The organism is Salipiger sp. 1_MG-2023 (assembly GCF_030547555.1).
GTDB lineage: Bacteria > Pseudomonadota > Alphaproteobacteria > Rhodobacterales > Rhodobacteraceae > Salipiger.
Genome location: NZ_JAUOQN010000064.1, coordinates 1 through 22,428 on the forward strand (window position 1 = coordinate 1; position 22,428 = coordinate 22,428).

At 67.1% G+C, this 22,428-nt stretch carries 19 protein-coding genes; 6 read left to right on the forward strand and 13 right to left on the reverse strand.

Annotated features, from left to right (window positions below):
* Together Q4543_RS20725 and tssH are read right to left on the reverse strand one after the other, a co-directional pair.
* The coding region (locus tag Q4543_RS20725; RefSeq protein WP_303441480.1) for an ImpA family type VI secretion system protein at positions 1 to 864 on the reverse strand (864 nt) is incomplete at its 3' end.
* A 166-nt stretch (positions 865 to 1,030) separates the two neighbouring features.
* A complete protein-coding gene (gene tssH / locus Q4543_RS20730) occupies positions 1,031 to 3,688 on the reverse strand; it encodes a type VI secretion system ATPase TssH (protein WP_303441482.1) in 2,658 nt (885 codons plus the stop codon).
* Positions 3,689 to 3,829: 141 nt separating this feature from the next.
* On the opposite strand from tssH, the gene Q4543_RS20735 reads away from it, so the two are divergent.
* Entirely contained in the window at positions 3,830 to 5,902 is a 2,073-nt protein-coding gene (locus Q4543_RS20735; protein WP_303441484.1) for a serine/threonine protein kinase, read from the forward strand.
* Here the strand turns inward: Q4543_RS20735 and Q4543_RS20740 are convergent.
* On the reverse strand, positions 5,899 to 7,308 hold the full coding sequence (locus tag Q4543_RS20740) for an alkaline phosphatase D family protein (RefSeq protein WP_303441486.1): 1,410 nt from the start codon (positions 7,306 to 7,308) through the stop codon (positions 5,899 to 5,901). The two genes, Q4543_RS20735 and Q4543_RS20740, sit on opposite strands and share 4 nt — an antisense overlap.
* 175 nt (positions 7,309 to 7,483) lie before the next feature.
* Here Q4543_RS20740 and Q4543_RS20745 point away from each other — a divergent pair, with 175 nt between their 5' ends.
* A complete protein-coding gene (locus Q4543_RS20745) occupies positions 7,484 to 8,857 on the forward strand; it encodes a class I SAM-dependent methyltransferase (RefSeq protein WP_303441488.1) in 1,374 nt (457 codons plus the stop codon).
* Here Q4543_RS20745 and Q4543_RS20750 read toward each other — a convergent pair whose 3' ends face one another.
* Positions 8,858 to 10,327, reverse strand: coding sequence for a caspase family protein (locus Q4543_RS20750; protein ID WP_303441490.1), 1,470 nt, complete (start codon positions 10,325 to 10,327; stop codon positions 8,858 to 8,860).
* Between the two features lie 189 nt (positions 10,328 to 10,516).
* Between Q4543_RS20750 and Q4543_RS20755 the strand changes: the two genes are divergently transcribed.
* Genes Q4543_RS20755 through Q4543_RS20765 form a run of 3 tightly spaced genes read left to right on the forward strand, consistent with a single transcriptional unit; the run spans position 10,517 to position 12,356 of the window.
* Positions 10,517 to 11,272 (forward strand): hypothetical protein, encoded by a 756-nt coding sequence (locus Q4543_RS20755; RefSeq protein ID WP_303441492.1) that lies wholly within the window; start codon positions 10,517 to 10,519, stop codon positions 11,270 to 11,272.
* A 3-nt stretch (positions 11,273 to 11,275) separates the two neighbouring features.
* Positions 11,276 to 11,941, forward strand: coding sequence for a hypothetical protein (locus Q4543_RS20760; protein WP_303441493.1), 666 nt, complete (start codon positions 11,276 to 11,278; stop codon positions 11,939 to 11,941).
* 28 nt (positions 11,942 to 11,969) lie between these two features.
* A complete protein-coding gene (locus Q4543_RS20765; protein WP_216002391.1) occupies positions 11,970 to 12,356 on the forward strand; it encodes a DUF6484 domain-containing protein in 387 nt (128 codons plus the stop codon).
* On the opposite strand, the gene Q4543_RS20770 is transcribed toward Q4543_RS20765, so the two are convergent.
* The 7 genes from Q4543_RS20770 to Q4543_RS20800 form a co-directional block, all read right to left on the reverse strand.
* Entirely contained in the window at positions 12,353 to 13,039 is a 687-nt protein-coding gene (locus Q4543_RS20770) for a hypothetical protein (protein ID WP_303441495.1), read from the reverse strand. The genes Q4543_RS20765 and Q4543_RS20770 overlap by 4 nt on opposite strands.
* Positions 13,036 to 13,809 (reverse strand): hypothetical protein, encoded by a 774-nt coding sequence (locus Q4543_RS20775; RefSeq protein WP_303441497.1) that lies wholly within the window; start codon positions 13,807 to 13,809, stop codon positions 13,036 to 13,038. Before Q4543_RS20775 ends, Q4543_RS20770 begins: the two co-directional genes overlap by 4 nt.
* 39 nt (positions 13,810 to 13,848) lie before the next feature.
* Entirely contained in the window at positions 13,849 to 15,084 is a 1,236-nt protein-coding gene (locus Q4543_RS20780) for a DUF4150 domain-containing protein (protein WP_303441499.1), read from the reverse strand.
* Positions 15,077 to 16,126, reverse strand: a complete 1,050-nt coding sequence (locus tag Q4543_RS20785) for a 3-oxoacyl-ACP synthase (RefSeq protein WP_216002395.1) — start codon at positions 16,124 to 16,126, stop codon at positions 15,077 to 15,079. The genes Q4543_RS20780 and Q4543_RS20785 overlap by 8 nt, the downstream gene beginning before the upstream one ends.
* The gene (locus Q4543_RS20790; RefSeq protein ID WP_303441501.1) at positions 16,123 to 17,139 is read right to left on the reverse strand and encodes a DUF2169 domain-containing protein; all 1,017 of its coding nucleotides are present in this window, start codon (positions 17,137 to 17,139) and stop codon (positions 16,123 to 16,125) included. Before Q4543_RS20790 ends, Q4543_RS20785 begins: the two co-directional genes overlap by 4 nt.
* Before the next feature lie 3 nt (positions 17,140 to 17,142).
* The gene (locus Q4543_RS20795) at positions 17,143 to 18,357 is read right to left on the reverse strand and encodes a hypothetical protein (RefSeq protein ID WP_216002397.1); all 1,215 of its coding nucleotides are present in this window, start codon (positions 18,355 to 18,357) and stop codon (positions 17,143 to 17,145) included.
* A 136-nt stretch (positions 18,358 to 18,493) separates the two neighbouring features.
* On the reverse strand, positions 18,494 to 19,954 hold the full coding sequence (locus Q4543_RS20800; protein ID WP_303441503.1) for a caspase family protein: 1,461 nt from the start codon (positions 19,952 to 19,954) through the stop codon (positions 18,494 to 18,496).
* Positions 19,955 to 20,166: 212 nt separating this feature from the next.
* Between Q4543_RS20800 and Q4543_RS20805 the strand changes: the two genes are divergently transcribed.
* A complete protein-coding gene (locus Q4543_RS20805; protein ID WP_303441505.1) occupies positions 20,167 to 21,225 on the forward strand; it encodes an OmpA family protein in 1,059 nt (352 codons plus the stop codon).
* Here Q4543_RS20805 and Q4543_RS20810 read toward each other — a convergent pair.
* A complete protein-coding gene (locus Q4543_RS20810) occupies positions 21,222 to 21,962 on the reverse strand; it encodes a hypothetical protein (protein ID WP_303441507.1) in 741 nt (246 codons plus the stop codon). The genes Q4543_RS20805 and Q4543_RS20810 overlap by 4 nt on opposite strands.
* A complete protein-coding gene (locus tag Q4543_RS20815; protein WP_303441508.1) occupies positions 21,959 to 22,291 on the reverse strand; it encodes a hypothetical protein in 333 nt (110 codons plus the stop codon). The genes Q4543_RS20810 and Q4543_RS20815 overlap by 4 nt, the downstream gene beginning before the upstream one ends.
* Positions 22,292 to 22,428 lie beyond the last annotated feature (137 nt).

The window sequence follows — 22,428 nt, forward strand, 5'->3', positions numbered from 1 at the left end:
GCCGGAGCCGGTTTCCGGCTCCGGCGCCGCCAGCCCCGTTCCCCCCACCGCATCGCGCCCAGCGCAGAGCGTGGCAGCAGCGTTGTCCAGAAATCCGCGCAGCTCGGGCAGAACCAGCGCCTGCCCTTCCGGCAGGCCGGTGGCGGCCTCGAAAGCCCGTTCCAGCGCCTGAACCCCGGCGGTGCAGGCCTCGAGCCCGGCGATCATCGCCGCAGCCTCCACGGGTTGCTCGGCAGCAAAGCCCCGCGACGCGGCGCTGACCCGGCTGACCCGCTGGCCATGCGCCGCGACCAGCGCATCCTTTTCCGCCTGCGACAGCCCGGAGGCGGCGCGGTTGAGCATGGCGAAATCGCTCAGCACGGCGCTGGCCAGATCGTCGCCCGAGATCGGGCCGATGCCGCGCACCACCAGCGGAAACCCAAAGCGCAGATCGCCGAGCAGGCCGTTGTCGTCGTTCTCGAGATCCTTCAGCGCGTTGGCACGCGGCAGCGATGCCGCCTTGGCATCGGGCCGCTCGCGCAGCGCCGGGTGCAGGCTGTCCCAGTATTGCGCCAGCGTCTGGGTCAGCATGTCCAGCCCCTGCGCCAGCCCGCCGAACCCCTCGAGCGCAAACCCCGCCCGCACGAGGATCACCAGCAGCTTCAGATCGCGCCCTTCGCTGGCCAGCGCCATGCCCTGATCCGACACCAGCTGCCAGGAAACCTGCGGCGCACCGCCGTTGATGCTTCCGTCCGGGTTGAGCCTTGCGCTTTTGTCTGCCGGGTCCAGAAGCCGGTCGATCGCAAGGAAACGGTCATCATGCCTCAGCTCCACGCCCGAGGGCGCGGGGCCCTCAATCGGTGCAAGAAGAGTCGAGACGTCCATGAAATCGGCCTCTGGGAAAAACACAAACAACTATCAGGAGTGTCGCAGAGCACCTTGATTCTGGCAACAAAGTTGACGGTACGGAAATCCATGCCTCTGGCGCAGCTTGCCGCGGCGCGGCATCGCGCAAGACGCGAAACGGCATCACCGGAAACGCGCGGCGGCATCACTCGAAGCTGTAGTCGAACCCTGCCGGCCCGCCGGTGACGGTCACCCGCGAGATCGCCTGCCCCTCCAGTTTCGCGCCCAGAATGCGGCGCGACAGCTCTGGCAGCAGGGTGTTGGTCAGGATCGCGTCGATCATCCGCCCGCCGCTTTCGATCTCGGTGCAGCGGTCCTTGATCAGCTGCAGCGCGCCCTCGCCCATGACCAGCTCGGCGCCATAGCCCTCGCCCAGCCGCCGTGCGATGCCGCGCAGCTTGTGCCCCGCGATGGTCCCGATCATCTTCTCGCTCAGCGGGTAATACGGGATCGTCACCACCCGCCCCAGAAGCGCCGCCGGAAACACCTTCAGCAGCGCCGGGCGCAACGCATCGCTCAGCTGCTGATCGTCGAGCCATGCGCTGCCATTGCCGGTCAGGCGCATGATCTCGTCCGAGCCGACATTCGAGGTCAGCAGGATCAGCGTGTTCTTGAAATCGATGCGGCGCCCTTCGCTGTCGTCCATCATGCCCTTGTCGAAGACCTGAAAGAAGATCTCGTGCACGTCGCTATGGGCCTTTTCGACCTCGTCGAGCAGCACCACGCTATAGGGCCGCCGCCGCACGGCCTCGGTGAGCACGCCGCCCTTACCGTAGCCGACATAGCCCGGCGGTGCACCCTTGAGCGTGCTGACGGTATGGGCCTCCTGATATTCGCTCATGTTGATCGAGATGAGGTTGTCTTCGCCGCCATACATCAGCTCGGCCAGCGCCAGCGCGGTTTCGGTCTTGCCAACGCCCGAGGGGCCACACAGCAGGAACACACCCACCGGCTTTTCCGGCGCCTTCAGCCCTGCCGCCGAGGTCTGGATGCGGTTGGCGATCATCGCCATGGCATGGTCCTGCCCAACCACCCGCCGCGCCAGATCGGCGGCCAGAGACAGCGCCTTTTCGGTCTGGCTCGCCAGCATCCGCCCCATGGGAATGCCGGTCCAGTCCTGCACCACCGAAGCGACGGCCATGGCATCGACCGCCGGCAGGATCAGCGGGGTTTCGCCCTGCGCCGCCTCAAGCGTCGCCATGCGCTCGCGCAGCGCGTCCAGCGTCGCGCCCCGGTCGAAGTCCGGCACATCGCCAAGCGCGCCGGTGTCATCGAGCGCCGCGCCCGCACCGCGCAGCTGGGCACGCAGCTCGAGGATTTCCGCCACGATGGCCTTTTCGATATCCCACCGGGCATTGGCGGCATCGAGCGCCGCCTGCGCCTCTATCAGAGCGGCTGCGACCGTGGCGGCGCGCTCGGCCACCTCGATGCCGATGGCCTCTTCGCGTTCGATGATGCCCTCCTCGATCATCAGGGCGGCAAGGCGGCGCTCGCAATCCTCGACCTCGGCGGGAGTGGCGTGCTGGCTGACCGCCACCCGCGCGCAGGCGGTATCGAGCAGCGAGATCGCCTTGTCCGGCAGTTGCCGCGCCGGGATGTAACGGTGCGACAGCGACACCGCCGCCTCGATGCTTTCATCGAGCAATTCGACCTCGTGGTGCTTTTCCAGAACCCCGGCAACGCCGCGGCACATCAGCACCGCCTTGGCCTCGTCGGGTTCATCGACCACGACGGTCTGGAAGCGGCGGGTCAGCGCCGGGTCGGGTTCGATATGCTGCTTGTACTCGGCCCATGTGGTGGCGGCGATGGTGCGCAATTCGCCCCGCGCCAGCGCCGGTTTGAGCAGGTTGGCCGCATCGCCGGTGCCAGCGCTGCCGCCCGCACCGATCAGCGTATGGGCCTCGTCGATGAACAGGATGATGGGGATGTCGCTGCTTTGCACCTCTTGAATAACCGCCTTGAGACGCTTTTCGAACTCGCCCTTCACCGAGGCACCGGCCTGCATCAGCCCGATATCCAGCAGGTGCAGTTCGACATTGCGCAGCTGCGGCGGCACGTCGCCGCGGGCAAGACGCTGCGCGAAACCTTCGACCACGGCGGTCTTGCCCACCCCAGCCTCGCCGGTCAGGATCGGATTGTTCTGCTTGCGCCGCAGCAGGATGTCGACGATCTGGCGGATTTCCGGATCACGCCCGACCACCGGGTCCATCTTGCCGGCCCGCGCCTGCTCGGTCAGGTTGCTGGCGTATTGCGCCAGTGCCGATTTGCCCCCCGGCGCGGCTTTCTTCGCCTCGGGGGCGGTGGCGGGGCGTTCGATGCTGTCGACCAGCAGCGTGTCGAGCTGTTCGGCCATGCCCGCACCGATCTTGTCAAATTCGAGGCTGATCTTGAACAGCAGCCCTTCGAGCACCGGCACCTTGAGCGCCGCAAGCAGGATGTAGGCCGAGCGCACCTCGGTATCGCTGAACTCCAGCGTCGCAAGGCTCCACGCCTCCTGGATGGCGCGAAAGATGTGGTCGGAAAATTCCTCGACAGAGCCAGCGCCATGGGGCAGCGCATCGGTGGCCTTGAGGATGTCGCCATCAAAGCGATGGCGGTCGACCCCGGCAGCCTCTAGAAGAATCGCCATGTCGGAAAACTCGGTATCGGCGAGTGCCGTGATGAAGTGCACCAGCTCGACATAGGGGTTGCCACGCCGCTTGGCCGCCTGCGCCGCCTCAGAAAAAGCCTTGAGACAGGTAGGGTTGAGTTTGCCGACAAGTTCCTTGCGCTTGATCGTCTCGGTCGATCCGCGTTGGGCCATGGCTGCGACCTCTCATGGTAATAATAGTTGTCCGGAGGGGCCCGGAATGAAATAATCGAATGATATTCTGCGGGCAGCTTAGCCCAGAACGCGGTTTGACGCGAGATTTTTGCAAATGCTCCGGACGCGAGGCCTGACGCCATGACGACACCGCCCTTCCCGTCCGACATCTTCGCGCCCGGCGATGTGCTGAACAACACGCATGAGATTCTGGGCGTACTGGGGCGCGGTGGCACCGGCGAGGTCTACCTTGCGCGCAATCAGGTGACCGAGCGCAAGGTGGCGATCAAGGCGCTGAACGCGCAGTTCAACGGCCAGTCGGAATATATCGAACTGATGAAGCGCGAAGAGCAGATGCGCAGCATCTTCGACGATGCGGTGGTGCGCTATTGGGAATGTTCGCGCTCGACCGACGGGCATGTGTTTCTGGTGATGGATTACATCGAGGGCCCGTCGCTGAACGAGCTGATGCTCGAAGGGCGGATCGACGAACATGATCTGCTGATCGTGGCGCACCGGGTGCTGGAAGGGCTGCGCGCGACCCATGCCCAAGGCATCGTGCACCGCGATCTTTCGCCTGACAACATCATCCTGCGCGGCGGGCGGCCCGACAAGGCGACGATCATTGATTTCGGCATCGCCAAGGATACCGCGGCGGGGGCGCGCACCATCGTCGGCAAGCAATTCGCCGGAAAATACGAATACGCCGCGCCCGAACAGCTGGACGGCAACGCCGATACCACGGCGGATTTCTACGCGCTTGGGGCTTCGCTGCTGGCGGCGGCGCGGCGCGAGGTGCCCGATGTGGGCACCAGCCCCGGCGAGGTGGTGCGGTTCAAGGCGCGCACGCTTGACAGCACGGGGCTTGGCGCGCCGCTGAAAGAACTGGTCGACTGGCTCTGCGCCCCCGATCCGTTGCAGCGCCCGCAGAGCGCGCAAGAGGTCCTCACGCGGCTCGATGGCTGGCTCAAGCCCTCCGAACTGGCGCCGCCGCGCCGCTCCCGCAAGGGGCTGGTGCTGGCCGGCGTGCTCGGGGCGCTGGTGCTGGGGGGCCTCGGCGCGTGGCTGTCGGGCGCGCTTGATGGGCTGGGCACGCCGCCGCTGCCGCAGGCAGCGCCCTATCGGCTGGCAGCGATGCATCGCAGCGGCGAACCGGTGCTGAGCGGCAATGCCCCGGACGAGGCCGCCGCCGAGGCGCTGCGCGCCGCCTTTGCGCAGGCCACGGGCGACGCCCCTCCCGCCGATGGGCTGACGCTGGCCACCGGCCTGCCGTTCGAAACATGGCCCGACGAGATCGCGGCGCTGCTGGCGCGGCTTGCCCCGCTGAACAGCTTCGAACTGGCGGTGACCGACAGCTCCGCGCATCTGACCGGGCTTGCGCCCGACCTTGCCAGCCGCGACGCCCTGCGCGCGGCGCTTGCCACGCCCGGCGGCACGCTGTCGCTCAGCACTGATCTCATCGCCGGGCCACGAACCCTGCCCGCCTCGGCAATCGCGCCGTTGCTGGGCCACCTGTCCGATTGCGGCCCGCTGGCGCAGCTTGATGGCGATGCCACCAGCTATGCGCTGTTCGACACCATAACGCTGACCGGAGATGTGTCGTCGGAGGCGGTGAACACCGCGCTTGGCGACGCGCTGACCCCGGTGATTGGCGATCGCAGCCTGCGGCTGGAAACCCGCGTGCTGAACCCCGATCTTTGCGCCATCCGCGCCGCGCTGCCGCAGGTCGCGCCTGGCCCGCTGTCGATCTGGCTGGGGCGCGGTGCCAGCGGCGAGGCGGCGCTGACCGGGGTGTTCCGCACCGGCGACAACCCTGTCGCCGAGATCCAGTTGCCCGCAACCATAGATGGCACGCTCTGGGTGATGGTGGTCGACAACACCGGCAAGGTGTTCCACCTGCTGCCCAACGTCAACGCCGGGGAAACGCAGGTCAGTCGGCTTGGCAGCATCGAGGCCGGGCTGCGCCGCATCCGCGTGCTCTGGCCGATCGAGGCGCTGGCCGAAGACCCGACGCGGCTGGCGGTCGAGGTCACCGAGGGCGATTACGGCAAATCCGAGATCGTGGCGATCCTGTCCTCCGAGCCGCTGTTCGACATGCGCCGCCCGCGCGACGAAAGCGTTGCCGCTCTTGCCGAGGCACTGGCCGAAGACCTGCCGGGGCGCGAGGATGTCATCCTTGGCCTTGCCTCGCGCATCATCGACGCGCGCCCCTAGATCGCCAGCGGCGGCGTGGAGCCGGTTTCCTCAAGCTCCCAGATCGCGCGCCATTCGCCGCCCCGCCGTTCCAGCGCAAGGAAATTGCGCTGCGCCACGTAGCGGCGGCGCTGGCCGGGCAGCGGCAGGATGCGGATCGGGTGGCGCTCCAGCGGCGCCTCGCCCAGCCCCGACAGCAGCCCCAGCGCCCGCGCGTACCACACCGACGGCGCGCCGTGCGAAATCCCCGAGGCCACCAGCTGATGCAGCGGCCCGTCCGGGGTTGTCATCTCGGCGCGGGTGGCAAGGTGGATCTCGCCCGACAGCACCGTCACCGGGCCGCGCGCATGCATCCGCAGCACCTCGCGCAGCATCCGCCGCCATTCGGCGCGGTGGGCGCGGCTTTGCCACTGATCGCGCAGGTCGTCTTCGTATTTCTGCATCCGCGGGATCGCCATCATCGCGCCTTCGATCAGCGACAGCCGCGGCCCCAGCAGCGGCACCGACGACAGCAGGAACATCCGCCCGCCGCCTTGCGTCTCTTCGACGCCCTTCCAGCCTTCGAGCCCCATGACCTGCCGACGCCCGCGTTCCGAACGCAGATCCGGCGCCAGCAGCGTCACACCGGGCAGCGCATGGCGCCACGACAGGCTTTGCCCGCCCGGATCGAGGAACAGCTGCGGCGCGGCGGCTTCCACCGCGCCATGCTGGAACAGCAGCGCCATTTCCCGCGCGACGTGGAACAGGCATTGCCCGATGGCCGAATGCGTCGCCTCGGAAGACAGCGAGCCCCAGCCATCGCAGATGTCGTGATCGTCCCACATCGCCAGCTGCGGCACCCGCGCCACCAGCTGCGCGCAAGGCCCCGCCGCAAAGCCGCGCAGGTACAGATCGAAGAACCGTTCGCGCAGATGGCTTTCCAGCCCGCGCAGCGCCTCGGGCGAAGGGGCGCGGGGGATGTGTTCGGGCCAGTCGTTGGTCAGGGGGTGGCCATCGGTCGCCGCGTCGGCATAGACCTGATCGCCGCCCATCAGCAGCAGGCAGAACGGCGTGGCCGCGTGGCGCCGCGCCAGTCGCTGCCACATGGCGTTGCGCAGATCGGCGGGACGCTCCCAATCGCCATGCTCCTGCCCGTTGCACGAGACATAGGCGATGCTGATGTCGCCCTGTGTCGGCAGGCTCACGGCATAGGACACACCGCCCAGCGCATAGGCCGGATCACCCGCGCCCAGCGCGAAATCATAGCGCCACGCCACCCGGCCCGCGCAGCTTGTCAGCCGCTGCGGCGCCACATCCTGCCCGCCCGCGCGCAGCGGGCCGGGCTGCTCGCCAGCGGGGCAGACCAGAAGCGCCGCCAGCCGCACGCCCTGCCCCTCCATGCCCCGGAAAAAGAGCACCGGGCCAACCCGTTCGCCACCTGTCGTCATGCGCCTGCCTTCCTTGCCGCTGTTTCGCGATGAGATAGGCTTGATACGCAGGAAAACCCCGTCTTTGTCGAAAGACCCGGCGCAATGCCGCGCAAATCGGGTTTTCCGATGTGGGCGAACAGGGCAGGATGGTCGCGATATCATCGCCCGAGTGTTCAGCTTCGAAAGGCGCCGCATGTCCGACTGGTCCAGAGGCTACCCTGCCCACAACGCCTACCTTGACACGATGCAGCCCGAGATCTCGCCGTTTCGCTGGCGAACGGCATTGCTGGCGGCGCGGGTGTCGATGCCCTCGACCCGGCGGTTCCGATTTCTGGAACTGGGCTGCGGCTCGGCCCATACGCTGATCGCGCTGGCCGCGCTCTACCCCGAGGCCGATTTCCTTGGCGTCGATTTCACGCCCGAACTGGTGGTGCGGGCGCGCAAGCTGATCGCCGAGGTCGGGCTGTCCAACATCCGCATCGAAGAAGCCAGCTTTGCCGAGCTGGCCGCCGCTCGGTGCCCCGAGCAATTCGACTACGCCGCCCTGCACGGCGTATGGACATGGGTCGATGCAGACACACAAGGAGAGATCGTCGCGGTTCTGGGCAAGTGGCTGGCCCCCGGCGGGCTGGCCTATGCGGGCTATAACTGCATGGCGGGCTGGGCAGCGGCGGAACCGATAAGGCAGATCTTTCGCAGCGCTCCGCAGGGCGATCCGTCGGCGCCCTACACCGCCGCCCGGCTCGCCACAGAGCAATACCTCGCGCTCAATGACAATCTGCAACTGCGCACGCTGTGGCAGCGGCTGTCGCAGATGCCCGACAGGTTCCTTGCGCATGAGATCGGCGCCACATGGGGCGGCGCCTGCTGGCATCCGCAGATCGAGGCCGCGCTTGGCGCCGCCAAGATGGGCTTCGCCTGCCCCAGCGAGCTGTCGGAACAGTTCGATCCGCTGTTTCTTGAGGGCGCGCGGCTTGAAATGGTCACGCGTGGCACCGCGGAAGGCTGGACCCAGACCGCCCGCGATCTGGCCTATGGGCGCAGCTTTCGCAACGATCTGTTCCATCGCGGCGCCCCCCGGCTGAGCGGGCCCGAGATGATTGACGGGCTGCGCCGCTTGCGGGTTCTGGGCTGGAACCGCGACGCGGGCTTCGGGCCGCTGGCCCGGCTGACGCTGCGCGACAGCCCTGTCGCCGAGCCCGACATCGAGGACGCCATCGCCCGCGCCGTCGCCGACGGGCCCGGCCTGATCGGCGATATCGTCGATGCGCTGGTGCTTGATCCGCAGCGGGCGCTGCAGGCGGTTCTGGTGCAGATCATCAAGGGCAACCTGCTGGTGATCCGCACCGATGACGAGATTGCCGCCGCGCGCGACGGTGCCCGTGCCTTCAACGCCGTCGGCAAGGCGCATTTCGACGCGAGGCGGCACGTCCTGCCTTGCCTTGCCTCACCAGTGCTGGGCGGCGTGGTGATGTTGCCCGAGAAACTACAGAAGATCGCCTATGAGCAGCGCGACTGCGACGCGCTCGATCTGGACCGGCTCAGCGCGTTGGAGCTGACGACCTGATCATTCGATGCCATAGGCGGCGCGCAGCCCGCGCTGGGTACCGGGGCCGAAATCGCCGTCAAGCGCGCCTTGGTAAAAGGCGTTTTCCTGAAGCCGGGCCTGAAGCGCCCTGCGCGTTTCAGGCTTAAACTGGTCGGGGTGCTCCGTCAGCACCTTGAGCACCTCGGTGCTGCCCGCCCGCAGCGCGTCATACAGGTAAGCCGCCGCCGCGTCCGGCCCCTTGCCACCGATCAGCCCGTCGTCGATCAAAGCCGCAAAATTGAACATCGCCTGCGGGTGGCGCAGATCGGCGGCGCGTTCGAAATAGATCATCGCCTTGGCCGGATCTGCGGGCAGCCCTAGCATCCCCTGATATTGAAAGAACCCCATCTCGTTGAGCGCATCGGGATAGTCCTGCCGCGCCGCTGCCTGATACAGTTCCAGCGCACGGGCCGGATCCTGCGCCACGCCCTTGCCGGTCTCGTATTGGCGCGCCAGTTCGAACTGCGCCTCGGGAGAGCCCCCCTCTGCCGCGCGCGTCAGGTATTCGGCCGCCTTGCCGGGATCGAACCGCGCATCCGACGGGTTGAGCCGCATATAGGCCAGCCCCAGCAGCGAGCGGGTGTCGCCGCCATCGGCCAGCATGGCCAGCTGCGCCTCGTCGTCGGGGCGCAGCGAGGACCACGCCAGCACCGGATCAGCCGCCAGCTGATCGCCCCCCGCAAGATAGAACGGAATGCCCGAGAGCGAGCCATAGGTGTGCGGCTCCTGCCGGTTGCCGGTGGCTTGCAGCACCTGATCGCGCACCTGCCGGAACATCAGGCTGATCTCGAGCCCCGGCTGTTTCAGCCGGTCCATCAGCGCGGCGGCAAAGGGGCTGTTGGCGCCAGTGCCATCCAGCGCCACCGCGCCATCCTTGGCGGCAAAGGCCACCAGCGTGCCGCGATCGGGCGTCGGCTGCGCCATGCCGCCAAGACTGCGGGTGCCGCCCCCGGCCACGCTCTCGGCGCTGGTGGACGCACTGTCAGGGGCAACGAGATCGCCAAACGGGTTGTCGCGGCAGGAATCCAGAATGACGATGCGCATCTTGCGCGCCCGGTCTACCGCTTGCAGGAAATCGTTCAGCGACAGCGCCTGATCGGCCACCTCACGGTTCGAGGCGACCTTGGCATCGGCGGGGATCAGGTAATTCTCGCCCTGAAATTCCACCCCGTGCCCGGCGAAATAGATCAGCGCCAGATCGGCGGTTTCCGCCTGAAAGGCGAAATCGCGCAGCGCGGTCGCCATCTGCGTGCCTGTCGGGTCGGTCAGCTCGGTCACGTCAAAGCCGATGCCCGACAGGGTTGCCGCAATGCCATGAGCGTCGTTCACCGTGTTGGCCAGCTGCGGAATTGCGGCGTATTGCGCCACCCCCATCACCAGCGCGATGCGCTCGGATGCCGCCGCACAGCCCCCCCAGACGCACAGGATCACAAACAGGACACGGGTCATGGCGGTGGGTCTTTTTGGCTGTGCCCGTCGATGCGGGCCGGGCAGGAAATCTGGGGCATCATGCAATCCTTGCGAGAAGGATCATTGCACAGATGTGCCGATCCGGGAAGGAAACTCTGGAAATCTGCGGCATTTCTGGGCAAGCTTACGTTACAGCACTTCTGTATTTTTGTTCGAAAGACTTTACCCATGTACCAGTGCCTGAAACCGCCCGGATTCTGTCTGCCGCTTGCCCTGATCGGGGCGCTTCCAGCCGCGGCGCAGGATGACAGCGGGCTCGACAAACATCTGACCTTGCTCGGGGTTCCCTCGGCTGTAACCGCGCCGCATGGCTCGGTCTTTGCCTCGCTCGCCTATGCCACGCAGCGCGTGAACAGCAGCGAAGACGAGGGCGACGGATCGCTGGCGCTCGGCCTCGGGCTGGGCGACATCAACGACGGGCTGGGCATTCAGCTGACCTCGCAGATCGTCTCGCTGGAGAATGATTTCGCCGATTCGGGGTTTTTCGGGCTGAAGCTGGGCCGACGGATCAGCGCCGGGCAGACGCCGCTGTATCTTGGCCTGTCGGTGGGCAATTTCGGCGCATGGGGGAATGCGGACGACAACGATACCACCGTTGACGCCATGCTGACTGGCTTTCACCTGTTCGACACCGGCGGCAGCGCCCCGACCCCGGTGATGTTCTCGCTGGGCTATGGCAGCCATGTGCGCGATCGCTTCACCGAGCCGGGCGGCTTTGCCGGTATCGGCGTCGGGCTGTCGCCATGGCTGGCCAGTTCGGTGTCATGGTACGGCGATTACGGCACGCTGGGCGTTTCATGGTCGCCGCCGAGCAACCGCAAGCTGTCGATCACCGCCTCGGTCGTCGATGTCACCGATGCGATCGACGAGCGTCGCGGCGTGTTCAGCGTCAACTTTGTCCTTCCCAAGGCCTTTGGAGGCTGACCCATGCGTATTTCATTCGCCATTGCGCTTTGTACGCTGGCCACGCCGCTTTTCGCGCAGGAGAACGGCGGCGAAGGGCCGATCTACACGCCCCCCGGCCCCGTTCACACGCCGCAGGCGCATTTCCCGGTGACCCCGGTGCCGCCCATCACCATCATCCCGCCGCTGACCAGCATCGCCTCGGGCGAGCCGCGCCTGACCGCACAGGAGGCAAACGAGGCAAGCACGCAGGAAATTGTCGATGCGATCTCGCGTTCGGTGGGGTTCTGCAACAGCTTGCGGCAGGATGCCTACAAGGTCGACTGCCTTGCCTATGCCTATTGGGAGGTGGCGCAGGATCTGCCACGCACCGGCGATTACGCCGCGGTGCGCAGCACGCTCGAGGATGCCGCCGCGCAGATCAGGCGCATCGCCGAATCCAACCGCGCAGCCGATCTGCCCCGCGCCAAGGCTCGGCGCAGCGGCAGCGACCCCAAGACCACCAGCCGCGCCCTCACCCCGGTTGCGCCGGGCCGCCTGCCACAGGCCCGCGCCGCCGCCGAAGCGGTGATCCGCGAGGCGCAGACCACGCTGATCCGCTCGACCGGCAATTCCGACCGGCGCCGGGCGCAATTCGAAAAGATCTCGACCGCGATGGAAAGCGGCACCATCCTGCTGCGCGCCATATGACGCGCCGCGCATCATCGGAGGCACGCTGATGAAGGACACCGTTTTCAATCATGTCGCCGGGGTCAGCTTTGCCACGCTTGCCGGCTTTGATGCACAAGGGCGCGCGCTGGTCGCCCTGCCAGATGGTGCGCAGATGCCGGCGCGCGCGCTGGTGGCGCTTGACGCAGCGCTCATCGGTGCCGAGCTGGCGGTGACGCCGGTGGCCGATGGCGCCGGGCTGCTGATCCTCGGGCTGCTCGATCCGCCCCGGCCAGAGCGGCACGTGATCGAGGCCGCGCGCGAGCTGGTTCTACGCTGCGGCGAAACCAGCGTAACGCTGACTTCGGATGGGCGGCTTACCTTGCGTGGCAAGCAGCTGCTCAGCCGCGCCGAGGGCGCCAACCGGGTGCAGGGTGCCTCGGTCAAGCTGAACTAAAGCGCGACATATTCATTGCCCAGCGCCTCTTCGGCGCGGGCCAGCGCGATCAGCTCGGCGCGGGCGGCGCTGGCATCGGGGGCATAGGGGCGCGACGTGTCAAAGGCGCTGCGCGGCACCAGCGCCCCCTGCGGAAAATCAATATCGAAGATGTCGCCTTCCATCAGCGGATCACGCGCCGCAAGATGATGGGTCAGCAACCGCGCCTGCACCGTTTCGAGCCAGCTGTCAAACTCGCCGCCCGCCGGCAGAACATGCCGCGACAGGTTCAGCGCGTAACAGGCCGGAAAGGCCATGTCCGGCGCATCGCCGGATTCATAGAACATCTCGTTGACGATGCCAAAACCCGCCATCAAGGGGCCAAGCACCGGCCCCGACCAGTGCCGGTCATCCAGCCCGATGTGCCGCGACCAGCCCCGGTTGACCAGCGCCGCCCAGCCCGCCGCGATGTAATCGCGCGGCATCGGATCGTCGTTGGCGGCTGAAAACCGGTGCTCGACCCATTCGCACAGCGCCAGCGTCAGCGCCCGGCAGGCATTGGGGGTCAGGGTGCGGAATCGTGCCAGTTCCTCGTCGAAGCCAAAGTAGAAATACGACTGGAACTTCCATTCGTCCCATCGGAATTCGACCGGGGCGGCGCGATCAAGCCGGGCCAGTTCTGGCGTCAGGGTGGGCTCGATCATGTGTAGGGCTCCCCTTCAAAGCCAAGCGCCTTCATCTTGTCCGGCGGGTTCAGATAGGGATTTGCCGCCCAGTCCACCCTTTGCAGAAACGCCGAATACAGCGCCGCGCGCATGCCCGGATCGAAGGGAAGTGACAGGTTCGCCGCCTCGGGCGGCAGCGGCGGGCCGATCAGCCGCGCCTTGTAGGCGCTATAGCCGTCATCCTTCGGCCTTGGCGGATCGACGCGCTGTTGTTCGGGGTTGGGCGCGATCACGGCAAGGCGGGTGACAAGCCCCCGCGCCCAGTCCTTGAAAGCGCTCTCGAAACGCGCCCCCATGACATGCTGGCTCAGCGCCACGATGTTCGCCGTATCCTGCAATGGCGGAAACGGGTTGTGCCTGCCCGGAGAGCGCTGAAAATCCGTGGTTCCGTTCATTGCGATGGTCTCGACGATCTCTTCGATCAGACCGTATTCGTCTTCGTCCTCCTCGAAGAAATAGGGGCTGTCGCGATTGAAATACAGCGGGCTGGCCTGCCAGCACAGGTTGACCTCGGCGATCTGAATCAGCTTGGTGACATCCCCGGCCCGAGACAGCCGACGCGCCGCCCAGATCATCGATCCCGCCGCAAGCAGGGTCAACGCGTTATGGGTCTTGCCCAGCAGCGCCTCCTTGAAGGGGGTCATCCGGCTCGGTGCACGATGGTCTACGGGGCCGGTCCAGTCGAAGCCGTAGGGCGGCGTCTCCAGCCCCTCGGGCAGATCCATGATATCGTACAGACTGTCACCCATCGCTGTCCTCCTTTCATTGGCAACCGGGCTGCGGGGGCGTCATCCGTCAAGGCTGGTTGGCTTTAGCTTTGGCTTCTTGCCGGGCCTCGCAGAGTCATCGGCCTTGCGCTTGGTTCCCTTCTTGCGCTCATAGGGCTCTTCGCAGCGGTCGACCGGCTCGTTCTCGGCGTCGCAGATGATGATCGTCATGCATTTGCAGGCGGCTTCGATGGCGTTCTGGCAATTGCTGCACGGCCGGTCGTCACCGGTGATCTGGCCTGGCGGGTTCCCGCGCGTCTGGTGGTTCCAGTCGATCTTGAGCAGGACGCGATCATCCTTGGTCAGGATCCGGCCCGAGGCCTGCGCCGAGCTGCCGATATCGTTGAGGATGTTCAGTTCGGCATGGGCATGCAGCCCGCCGCCGGGATGATCATAGGGCTCGTCCGGACAGAACGGAAAGCGGTAATGGGTGACCGTATCGGCGTAAAAGCTGCCATCCGCCTTGGTCTTGCGGATCTTGTTGCCCTGCGCATCCAGCCTGTGCCTGCGCCCGTCCCGCTCATAGACATGGGCGGTGCGCGCCGGGGTGGTGGTGGGCGCGCTCAGCGCGTTGTTCTTGGCATTGGCCAGCGCATTGGTCGCCGAGGTTCCGGTATAGCCCGCACCGGCGCTGCCCCCGGCGGGCACATAGGCACCGCTGGTCACGGTGCCGGCCTGCTGAAAGGTGGTGCCGCTGGAATTGATCGCAACCTCGTCGTTGCGGCGCGGCGTGCCATCCGGGTTGGGGTCGTCGTCACGCTCGCGGTTGCGAAACTCGGCGTTGCGCGCTTCGAGCGCCGCGCAATCGTCGCTGTTTGGCGGCCCCGGCGGCGCGCCCCCGGCGACACTGGCGGTAAAGGCGGTGGCGGGGTTCATGTGGTTGGTCGAGGTCAGATCGAGCAGGCGCTCGGCCCCCTTGCCTTCGAACAGCACGTCAAAGGAATACATCTCGAACTTGGTCTTGCCCTGAATCGTATGCGACACCACGTCCATGCCAAAGCTGCGGGTCGCCGGTTCATTGCCATTGCATTTCTTGTAATCCGAGCCGTTCTGCTTGCCGACCTCCTTGCCCTGGATGAACACCGATCCGGTGCCGTTGATGGTATTGCTGGCCATGTCGGTGACCGGGTACGGGATCGGGATCGGCCCGGCGGGGGGGCTGGGCGGCGACAGGCACACGCTCATCATGGCGCAGATCGACTTGTTGCCGTCTTTCTTGGCGCTGATCTCGCGCATGTTGGCGAACACGTTACCCATCGCACCATTCCCCCGTCATCGCGATCCGCTCGCCATCGTCTTCGCCTGCAAAGATCATCGCCCGGCCGGGCAGAAACCCCGAGCGACCCGCCTCGAACGCCCAGCCCAGCGCGGCGGGCAGGATCGCCGCGCCGCATTCGCCAATGCAGCGCACCACGTTCCAGTGTTCCACATGCCCGCGCGGGCGACGCGAGCGGTTCTCGGGCGGCAACCGGTCCAGCCGGGTGACGGCAAAGGCCTGTTCCTTGAACCGGTAATGTTCGCCGTTCAGATCGCCCAGCGTCACGGTGATGTCGTGAAACGGGTGCCCGGCGGCCTCTAGCGCCGAGCGCATCGCCTGCGTCAGCCCCTCGCCGGTGACCGGAGTGTCGCGGCTGCCGCCATCGCGCGATGGTTCTTGCCCGCGCCCGAAGCCGGTCAGCACCAGCCCCTGCCCGCGCCCCGGCGACACCAGCACTGCCGCCGCTGCCTCGCCAAGGATCAACCCCGAGGTTGCCGAGCTGCCCAGCAGCCGCCGATCGCGCCGGTAATGATCGGCGATCACCTGTTGCAGCAGGCTTTCCACCCCCAGCACGATGGCCAGCCCCGCGCCGCTGCGCCGCGCCCGGCCCAGCGCCCATGGCAGCGCCGTGCGCCCGCGCGGGATCACCGTGCTGCCCTGCGGCCATGGCCTGCCCAGCAGCGCCGGGATGCCCTCGGTCACGATTTCCTCGAGCTTGGCGCTGCGCCCGGCACGCCCCGGCGGCGCGACGCACAGGATCACCGGCACCTCGCGCGGATCATGACCCAGCTCTGCGGCGCGCTCCTGCGCCTCGGCGATCACCGGGGCGGCCAGATACGGCAGGTAGGTCTCGCCCTCCCACCATTGATGGGCATGAACCCGGCAGGCGGGCAGACGCTCGCCATTGCCGCGATCCCAAAGCATCGCCTGCGTCGCGCCCGACATTTCGGCCCGCATCGCCGCCACCGACGATGGCCCGTCATGCCCCGAAGCGGTCCACATGGCGTAGCCGCGGATGGTGATGGTCTGGCTCTCGGTCATCGCGGCGGCTCGCGGCGCAAGGTGATCTCGGCCAGATCGTGCAGATCGCGGTTGCAGCTGAAGCGGCTGCGCCATGTCAGCGACAGCTGGCGGCGTTGCGGATGCACGACAATGGTATCGAGATTGGGCAGTTTCTGGCTGACCGGGCCGTTCTTGCGCAGGAAGCTCAGCACCAGCCGTTCGCGCGGCAGCGTCATGCCAAAGCGCCCCTCGGGGGTGAGGCCAAGCAATTCCAGCGGCTCGCCCCCCTGCGGATAGGCGATCTGCTGATCACTCGCGGCGCATTGGAAATAGCGAAAGTCGAAATCCTCGGGCAGCAGCGGCGTGCGGTGATCCAGCCAATGCTGATCGTAGGTACCGGTATGGCGGCGACGCGGCAGCCACGCGCGGCCCACCGGCCCCAGCGCCATCGGCTGATAGGGCCCCAGCGCGTCGTTCACCGGCTTGCCCGGCTGATAGGTCACCGGCAGCGGCGCGCCCTCGCGCTCGGCACGGTTGGGGTAATAGCCGACGCCGCAGGGGTTTTCCTGCCATGTCGCCGCATGGCCGGGGATCAGCGGGTCGGGATCGCTGCCGCCCCAGGCATGATCGTAACCGATGGCCAGTTCGGCAAAAGCGCGCGGGTCCGACACCCGGTGCCCCAGCCCCGAGCGCAGCCAGATCCGCGGGCCGCTCACCTCGAACACCTTTTGCCAGCGCCCCAGACGCATCCCCACGGTCAGCGCCGTCACCGGACGCCCACCCGGCGCCATCGCCATGCCGTCGCAGACCACATCGCACAGTGGCTTCATCAGCGCGAAATCGTTTTCCAGCACCGGGGCATCGGTTTCGGGATTGGCCCCGAAAACATCGCAATACAGCGGCTCTGGCTGCAGTTCGGCCAGCTGCGGCACGCCCCCCGGCTCGGGAAAATCGTAGCGCGCCTTGATCACCACCAGCACGATCTCGCGCCCCGCCAGATCGAAGCCGAACCCGGTCTGCGCTACCATCGGAGAGGTGTTCGTCAGCTGCATCGCTCACCAAGCCCGCCCGAAACCGGCGCCGTTGACCCGCGGCGGCGAAGTCCAGTTCGGCAGCGCTGCCCCCGGCGCGCGCAATGCCTGGGTGATGGCGATCCAGCGGTGGCGCGCCTGATAACGCACCTCGGGGCCGGGCGCGCCGTCCCATGTCCATGCCGCGAGGCCAAGCAGCAGCCGTTCCGCCTCGGGGTAGCCTTTCTGGTGGCTGTCGATCCAGCGGGCAAAGAGTTCGGGGTCGGGCCATGGCGTGCCCGCCTCGGCAAAGCTTTCCACCGCCGACAGGTCGAGCCCGTCCGGATCGTCGGGGAAATCCTCCAGCTCCATGTCTTCATGCGCGACGTAAAGCCCGGTGATCTGCTCAAACGCCGACACCGCGACGCGCGCCTGGCTTGGCTCTTCCATCAGCCGCAGCAGCGTGGTCAGCCCGCCCGACCAGCCCAGCGTGCCGATGGCCACCGTGCCCCAGCGCCGGGTTGCGGGATCGGCGAGCAGCGCGGCGATGCCTTCCGCCGCCTCGTCGCGCGGCAAGGCCAGCGGCAGCACCTCGGCAAAGCGCCGCGCCATGGCGCCGCCGGGAAAGCGCGCCGGATCGCCCAGCCGCTGCGCCGCGCCCGCATCGCCCAGCAGCACCGAGGCCAGCGCTGCCTCGTCCCCCGGCAGATCGCGGACAAGCGGCAGCAGATCGGCGCGGCCCAGTTCCCCGGCAAGGCGCGCGGCGGCAGACATCACCCCCGGGTCGGGATCTCCCAGCGCGCGGGCCAGATGGTCGAACGGATCGGCGCGGGCGATGCGGCAGACATGCAGCGCCACCGTACGTGGCAGCGGGTCGCGTCCGGTCAGCCAGCCCGACATCACCGCCGACAGCTGCGCCGGCGCGCAGCACGCCGCCGCCTCGGCCAGACGCAAGGGCTGGTCGGGCGCCGCGCGGCCAAGGCCAAAGGCCGCCTCGATCAGATCGGGCAGGCCCAGCCGCAGCCCCACATGCAACAGCACCCCCGCCGCATCGGCGGCTTCGGTCAGCTCGGCTTCGGCCAAGGCGATCCGCGCAGCCTGCACGCCGCCGCAGATCAGCCCGTCAAGATGACCGGCAAGCCGTTGATCAAGATCGTAAAGGTCTTCAAGCCGATAATTCGGCGCCTCGCAGGCGAGCGCGCGCTGCGACAGAAGAAAGGCTGCATCCTCGGTATGGATTTGCAGCAGGTCCGGGTTCACGAGACGGTTTCGGACGCAAAACACCTGACTGGCCAATTCTATGATTCAAACAAATGCTGCCGCAATCCTAGCACATAATTCCCGGCGCGCGCGCAGCTTTCGCGCGAAGGGGCGGTCAAGGTCCGGGGAACCTGACCTAAGGGCATCCGGCAGTTGCCCAATCGCGCAGCGCCGCCTTGAAGCTGCCGCCCAGCGGATGCTTCTTGTCGAGCGCCTTGTCGCTGCTCACGTAGGTCTGCGCCTGAACGCAGATGCGATCCTCGGTCCAATCGTGGCAATTCGAACATTTCTGGCCTTTCCAGTAGTCATCGGGCAGGCCCTCGATAGGCGGGAACAGCGGGGTCGAGTTGATCAGATCGGCGATCGAGCGCCCGTTGACCGCCGGTTCGGGCGATACCAGCAGGCCGCGAAAGGTCGGCGGCACGTCCGGCGCGGGGGCCGGGGCTGCGGCGATCACCTCGGGCGCGGGGTCAGGCGCGCCCGCGCCGTCGGGGTCGTTGCCCGCCGCAGCGCTCAGCGCCGCCACCTCGCCGCTGGCATATTCGGCGAAAGTGCCGTCGGGGTAGGCCTCAAGGTAGCGCTGCCAGCCCGCGATGCTGCCCTGCGCTTGCGCCGCGTCGAACAGGCGCTGCTCTTCGGACGACGGGCCTGCGGGGGCGGCAGAGGCCGGAGCCGCCTCGCCCGCCAGTTCCTGCGCCATAACATCGGTCAGTAGCGTGCGCGCCTCTTCGGCAAAGACGGTGTCGCCATAGCCGCGCAGGAACAACATGATCTGCACCGCATCGCGGGTGTCCTTGATCGACTCCCAGAACTGGCGCGCCTCAAGATCGCGCGAGCTGAGCCTTTCCGCCTCGGAAAACGCGAAGTTCGAGGTCAGAGACGAGCTGTCCCAAGGCGTCTGCGCGCCGCCGGTGGCACGGATCACCTCGACCCGCACCTGCTTGAACATCTGCTCGATCGCAAGGCCCGGGGTCGGCATCAGCCGCGCCACGGCGGCGGTAAAGGGGCTGTTGCCCGCCGCACCGTCCAGCGCCACGCTGCCCGGCGCGGTGGCATAGGCCAGAAAGGTGCCGGTGGGGGCCTTCATCTCGGCAAGGCCATTGTCACCAAAGGCGGGAATGGCGCTGAACGGGTTGTTGCGGCAGGCATCGAGGATCATGATATTGGTGCGGTTCCCCGCCGAAGACATCTGCCGCAGCACCGATTGCACCTCCACCGCCACCAGATCGAGATCGGCCGCATCCTGCAATTCCACGCTGACCGGCAGCAGGTAGTTGCTGCCAAAGCTCTGCACCCCGTGCCCGGCATAATAGAACAGCCCCGTCGCCTCGGGGCCCGCCTGCCGCAGGCTGCGCCCGAATTGCGAGATGCCGCGCACCAGCGCCGTGCGGTCGCTGTCGATCAGCTCCTGCACCTCGAAGCCAAGGCTGCGCAGGGTGGCCGCGACAAGGCGCGCATCGCTCGCCGGGTTGGGCAGCGGCGTCACCGCGACGTAATCGGAATTGCCCACCACCAGCGCGATGCGGGTTTCGGCCCGCGCCCCCGAAGCGCAAAGCGCGACCACCGCCACCATCATCAGCCATCTGCAAATTGCCATAGGAAACCCCCCGAGCCCCGTGCCGTTCATCCGCTGATCAATCGTTGTATTCAAATGCGCCCTGCACATGGCGCGCGCCCCGGGAGTTTAGCGAAAATGCGCAAACCACCGAGCACAATATTGCCCGAAGGGGCGTTTTTCGCGTAACATTGTTGCATAGCAAGCCCCCTGTTTCCAGTCATGTTGTTCCTGTCACACGAAGGGCCCGCCCGATGATTTTTTCCAAAACCACTGTCTTTGCAGCGTTTTTCGCCGTCATGGCGCTGCTGCCGCCGCCGGTTGTCGCCCAGCAGATCGACCCTTTCGAAAACGGCTGGACGCTGGATGCCGAGGCCTCGCAGCTGCGATTTATGTCGATCAAGAAGGACACCATCGCCGAAACCAGCGAATTCGCGACGATCTCGGGGCTGATCAACGCCGATGGCAAAGCGCAGATCCGGGTGCTGATGGATAGCGTCGACACCAATATTGATCTGCGCAATGTGCGGATGCGTTTCCTGTTCTTTGAAACCTTCAAGTTCCCGGAGGCTACGATCACGGTCACGCTCGAGCCCGACGCGCTGCGCGATCTGCACGCGGTGCGGCGCAAGATGGTGCCGGTCGATTATCTCGTGGCCCTGCATGGCGCCAAATTTGCCAGCAGCGCCGAGGTCGCCGTGACGCTGATCAGCAACGACCGGGTGAATGTGTCGACCACCAACCCGATCGCGCTGACGCTGACCGATTTCAACCTCGAGGAGGGTCGGCAAAAGCTGATGGAGGCCGCCCAGGTCGATATCGTGCCGGTGGGACTGGTGAGCTTTGATTTCGTCTTTGACCGGGCCTCGCCGGGCACGCCGCCGCCGCAGCTTGCCACTGCGCCCGCCGGAGCCTCGGCGGCGCTGGAAACCAGCGGTGCCTTTGATCGCGAAGCCTGCCTTGGCCGGTTCGAAATTCTGTCCAAGGCCGGGAACATCAATTTCAACGCCGGCTCGGCGCGGCTGACCGCCGACAGCAATGCGCTGCTGGACAATCTCTATGACATCGTCAGCCGCTGCCCGGATCTGATGCTCGAGATCGGCGGCCACACCGATGCCGATGGCAGCGATGCCACCAACATGGCGCTCAGCGAAAGACGTGCCGGGGCGGTGGCCGCTTGGCTGCGCAACAAGGGCATTCCCGCCGCGCGCATGACCGTGGTCGGCTATGGCGAAAGCCGCCCGCTGCGGCCCAATGACAGCGCCGAGAACAAGGCGCGCAACCGGCGGATCGAATTCACCGCGCTGAACTAGGGCGCCGCGCCGGCCATGCCCGGCAGCTCGGACCAGAAGCGCGCAAGGTCGAGCACCGCATCGGCATCGAACACCAGCGCCTCTGGCAGCCCGTCGGCGACCAGCAGGGCGATGCCGAGCCCCTCAAACGCGAAGGTCAGCAGCTCGCCCCGGCCAAGCGTTTCAGCCAGACCGCCCGGCCCCAGCCAGCCTTGCAGCCGCTCGATGGTGTCGGCGGGAACGTCGCCCTGCAGCTCTGGGGCGCCTTGCAGCGGCACGCGCGCGATCAGCACTTCGGCGGCGGCGCCAAGCAGCGTGTCGCGCCAATCCTGCGGCGCGCAGAAGGATGGCGCGAGACCAAGCGCGGCATAAAGATCGCGCGCGGACAGTCCGGTCTGGCCCTCGTCAGGCGCAACCTCGGGGCGCTGCGGGCGCAGCGAGATGTCGCCCCCGGTCAGCCGCGCCGACAGCAGCGCCGCGACCCGATCCAGATCCTGCGCCGTCAGCGCCCCTTGCGGCAGGTCGGCGCCGCGCAGTTCCAGCAGCCGCCCGCCCGCGACGAGTAGGTCGGCCACCGGCACACCATCCTGCGCCACCGCCAGCCAGCGCGGCAACACGCAGCCGCGCAGCGCGCGCAACACCGCGCCAAGCGCGTCTTCGCGCCCGCAAGCGTGGGTGATCTGCGCGGGCGCAACGCCATAGGCTGCTGCCCGCCCCAGCAGGCTGCGCAGGTCCGCCGCGTCGGAACGACCGGTCATTCGCCGCCTCCCTGCGGCGCAAACACCGCAGCGGCGCGCTGCGTGATGCCAGACACATCCGCCCCCGGTGCCATCAGGCAGCACAGCGCCTCGCCCCCCTCGCCGCGCAGAAAGACGCGCAGGCCGCGCGGGCCGGCAATGATCACCGGCGACAGGGCGCCGCCCTCGAACAGCTGGCGCGCCTCGCGTTCGAGCGCGTCCAGATGTTCCTGTGCGTGGCGCACCGCGCTATCCGTCAGCAGCACCGTGCGCGCACCAAGATCGACCAGCGCCGCCAGTTCACATCCCGGCTGCGCTTTGCGGAAATCGGCAAGTGTGGGTCTGGTCATAAGGGGCGCCCTCCGGCCCCCGTGATCGCACGGCTCCGGTTAACAGGCCGCTGAAAAACACCTGCTGTAAGGAACGTTTTCCCTTGAGCTGGCGTTCGATGCAGCTCGGTTCGCGAGGAGGCAGTCCGATTAGCCGC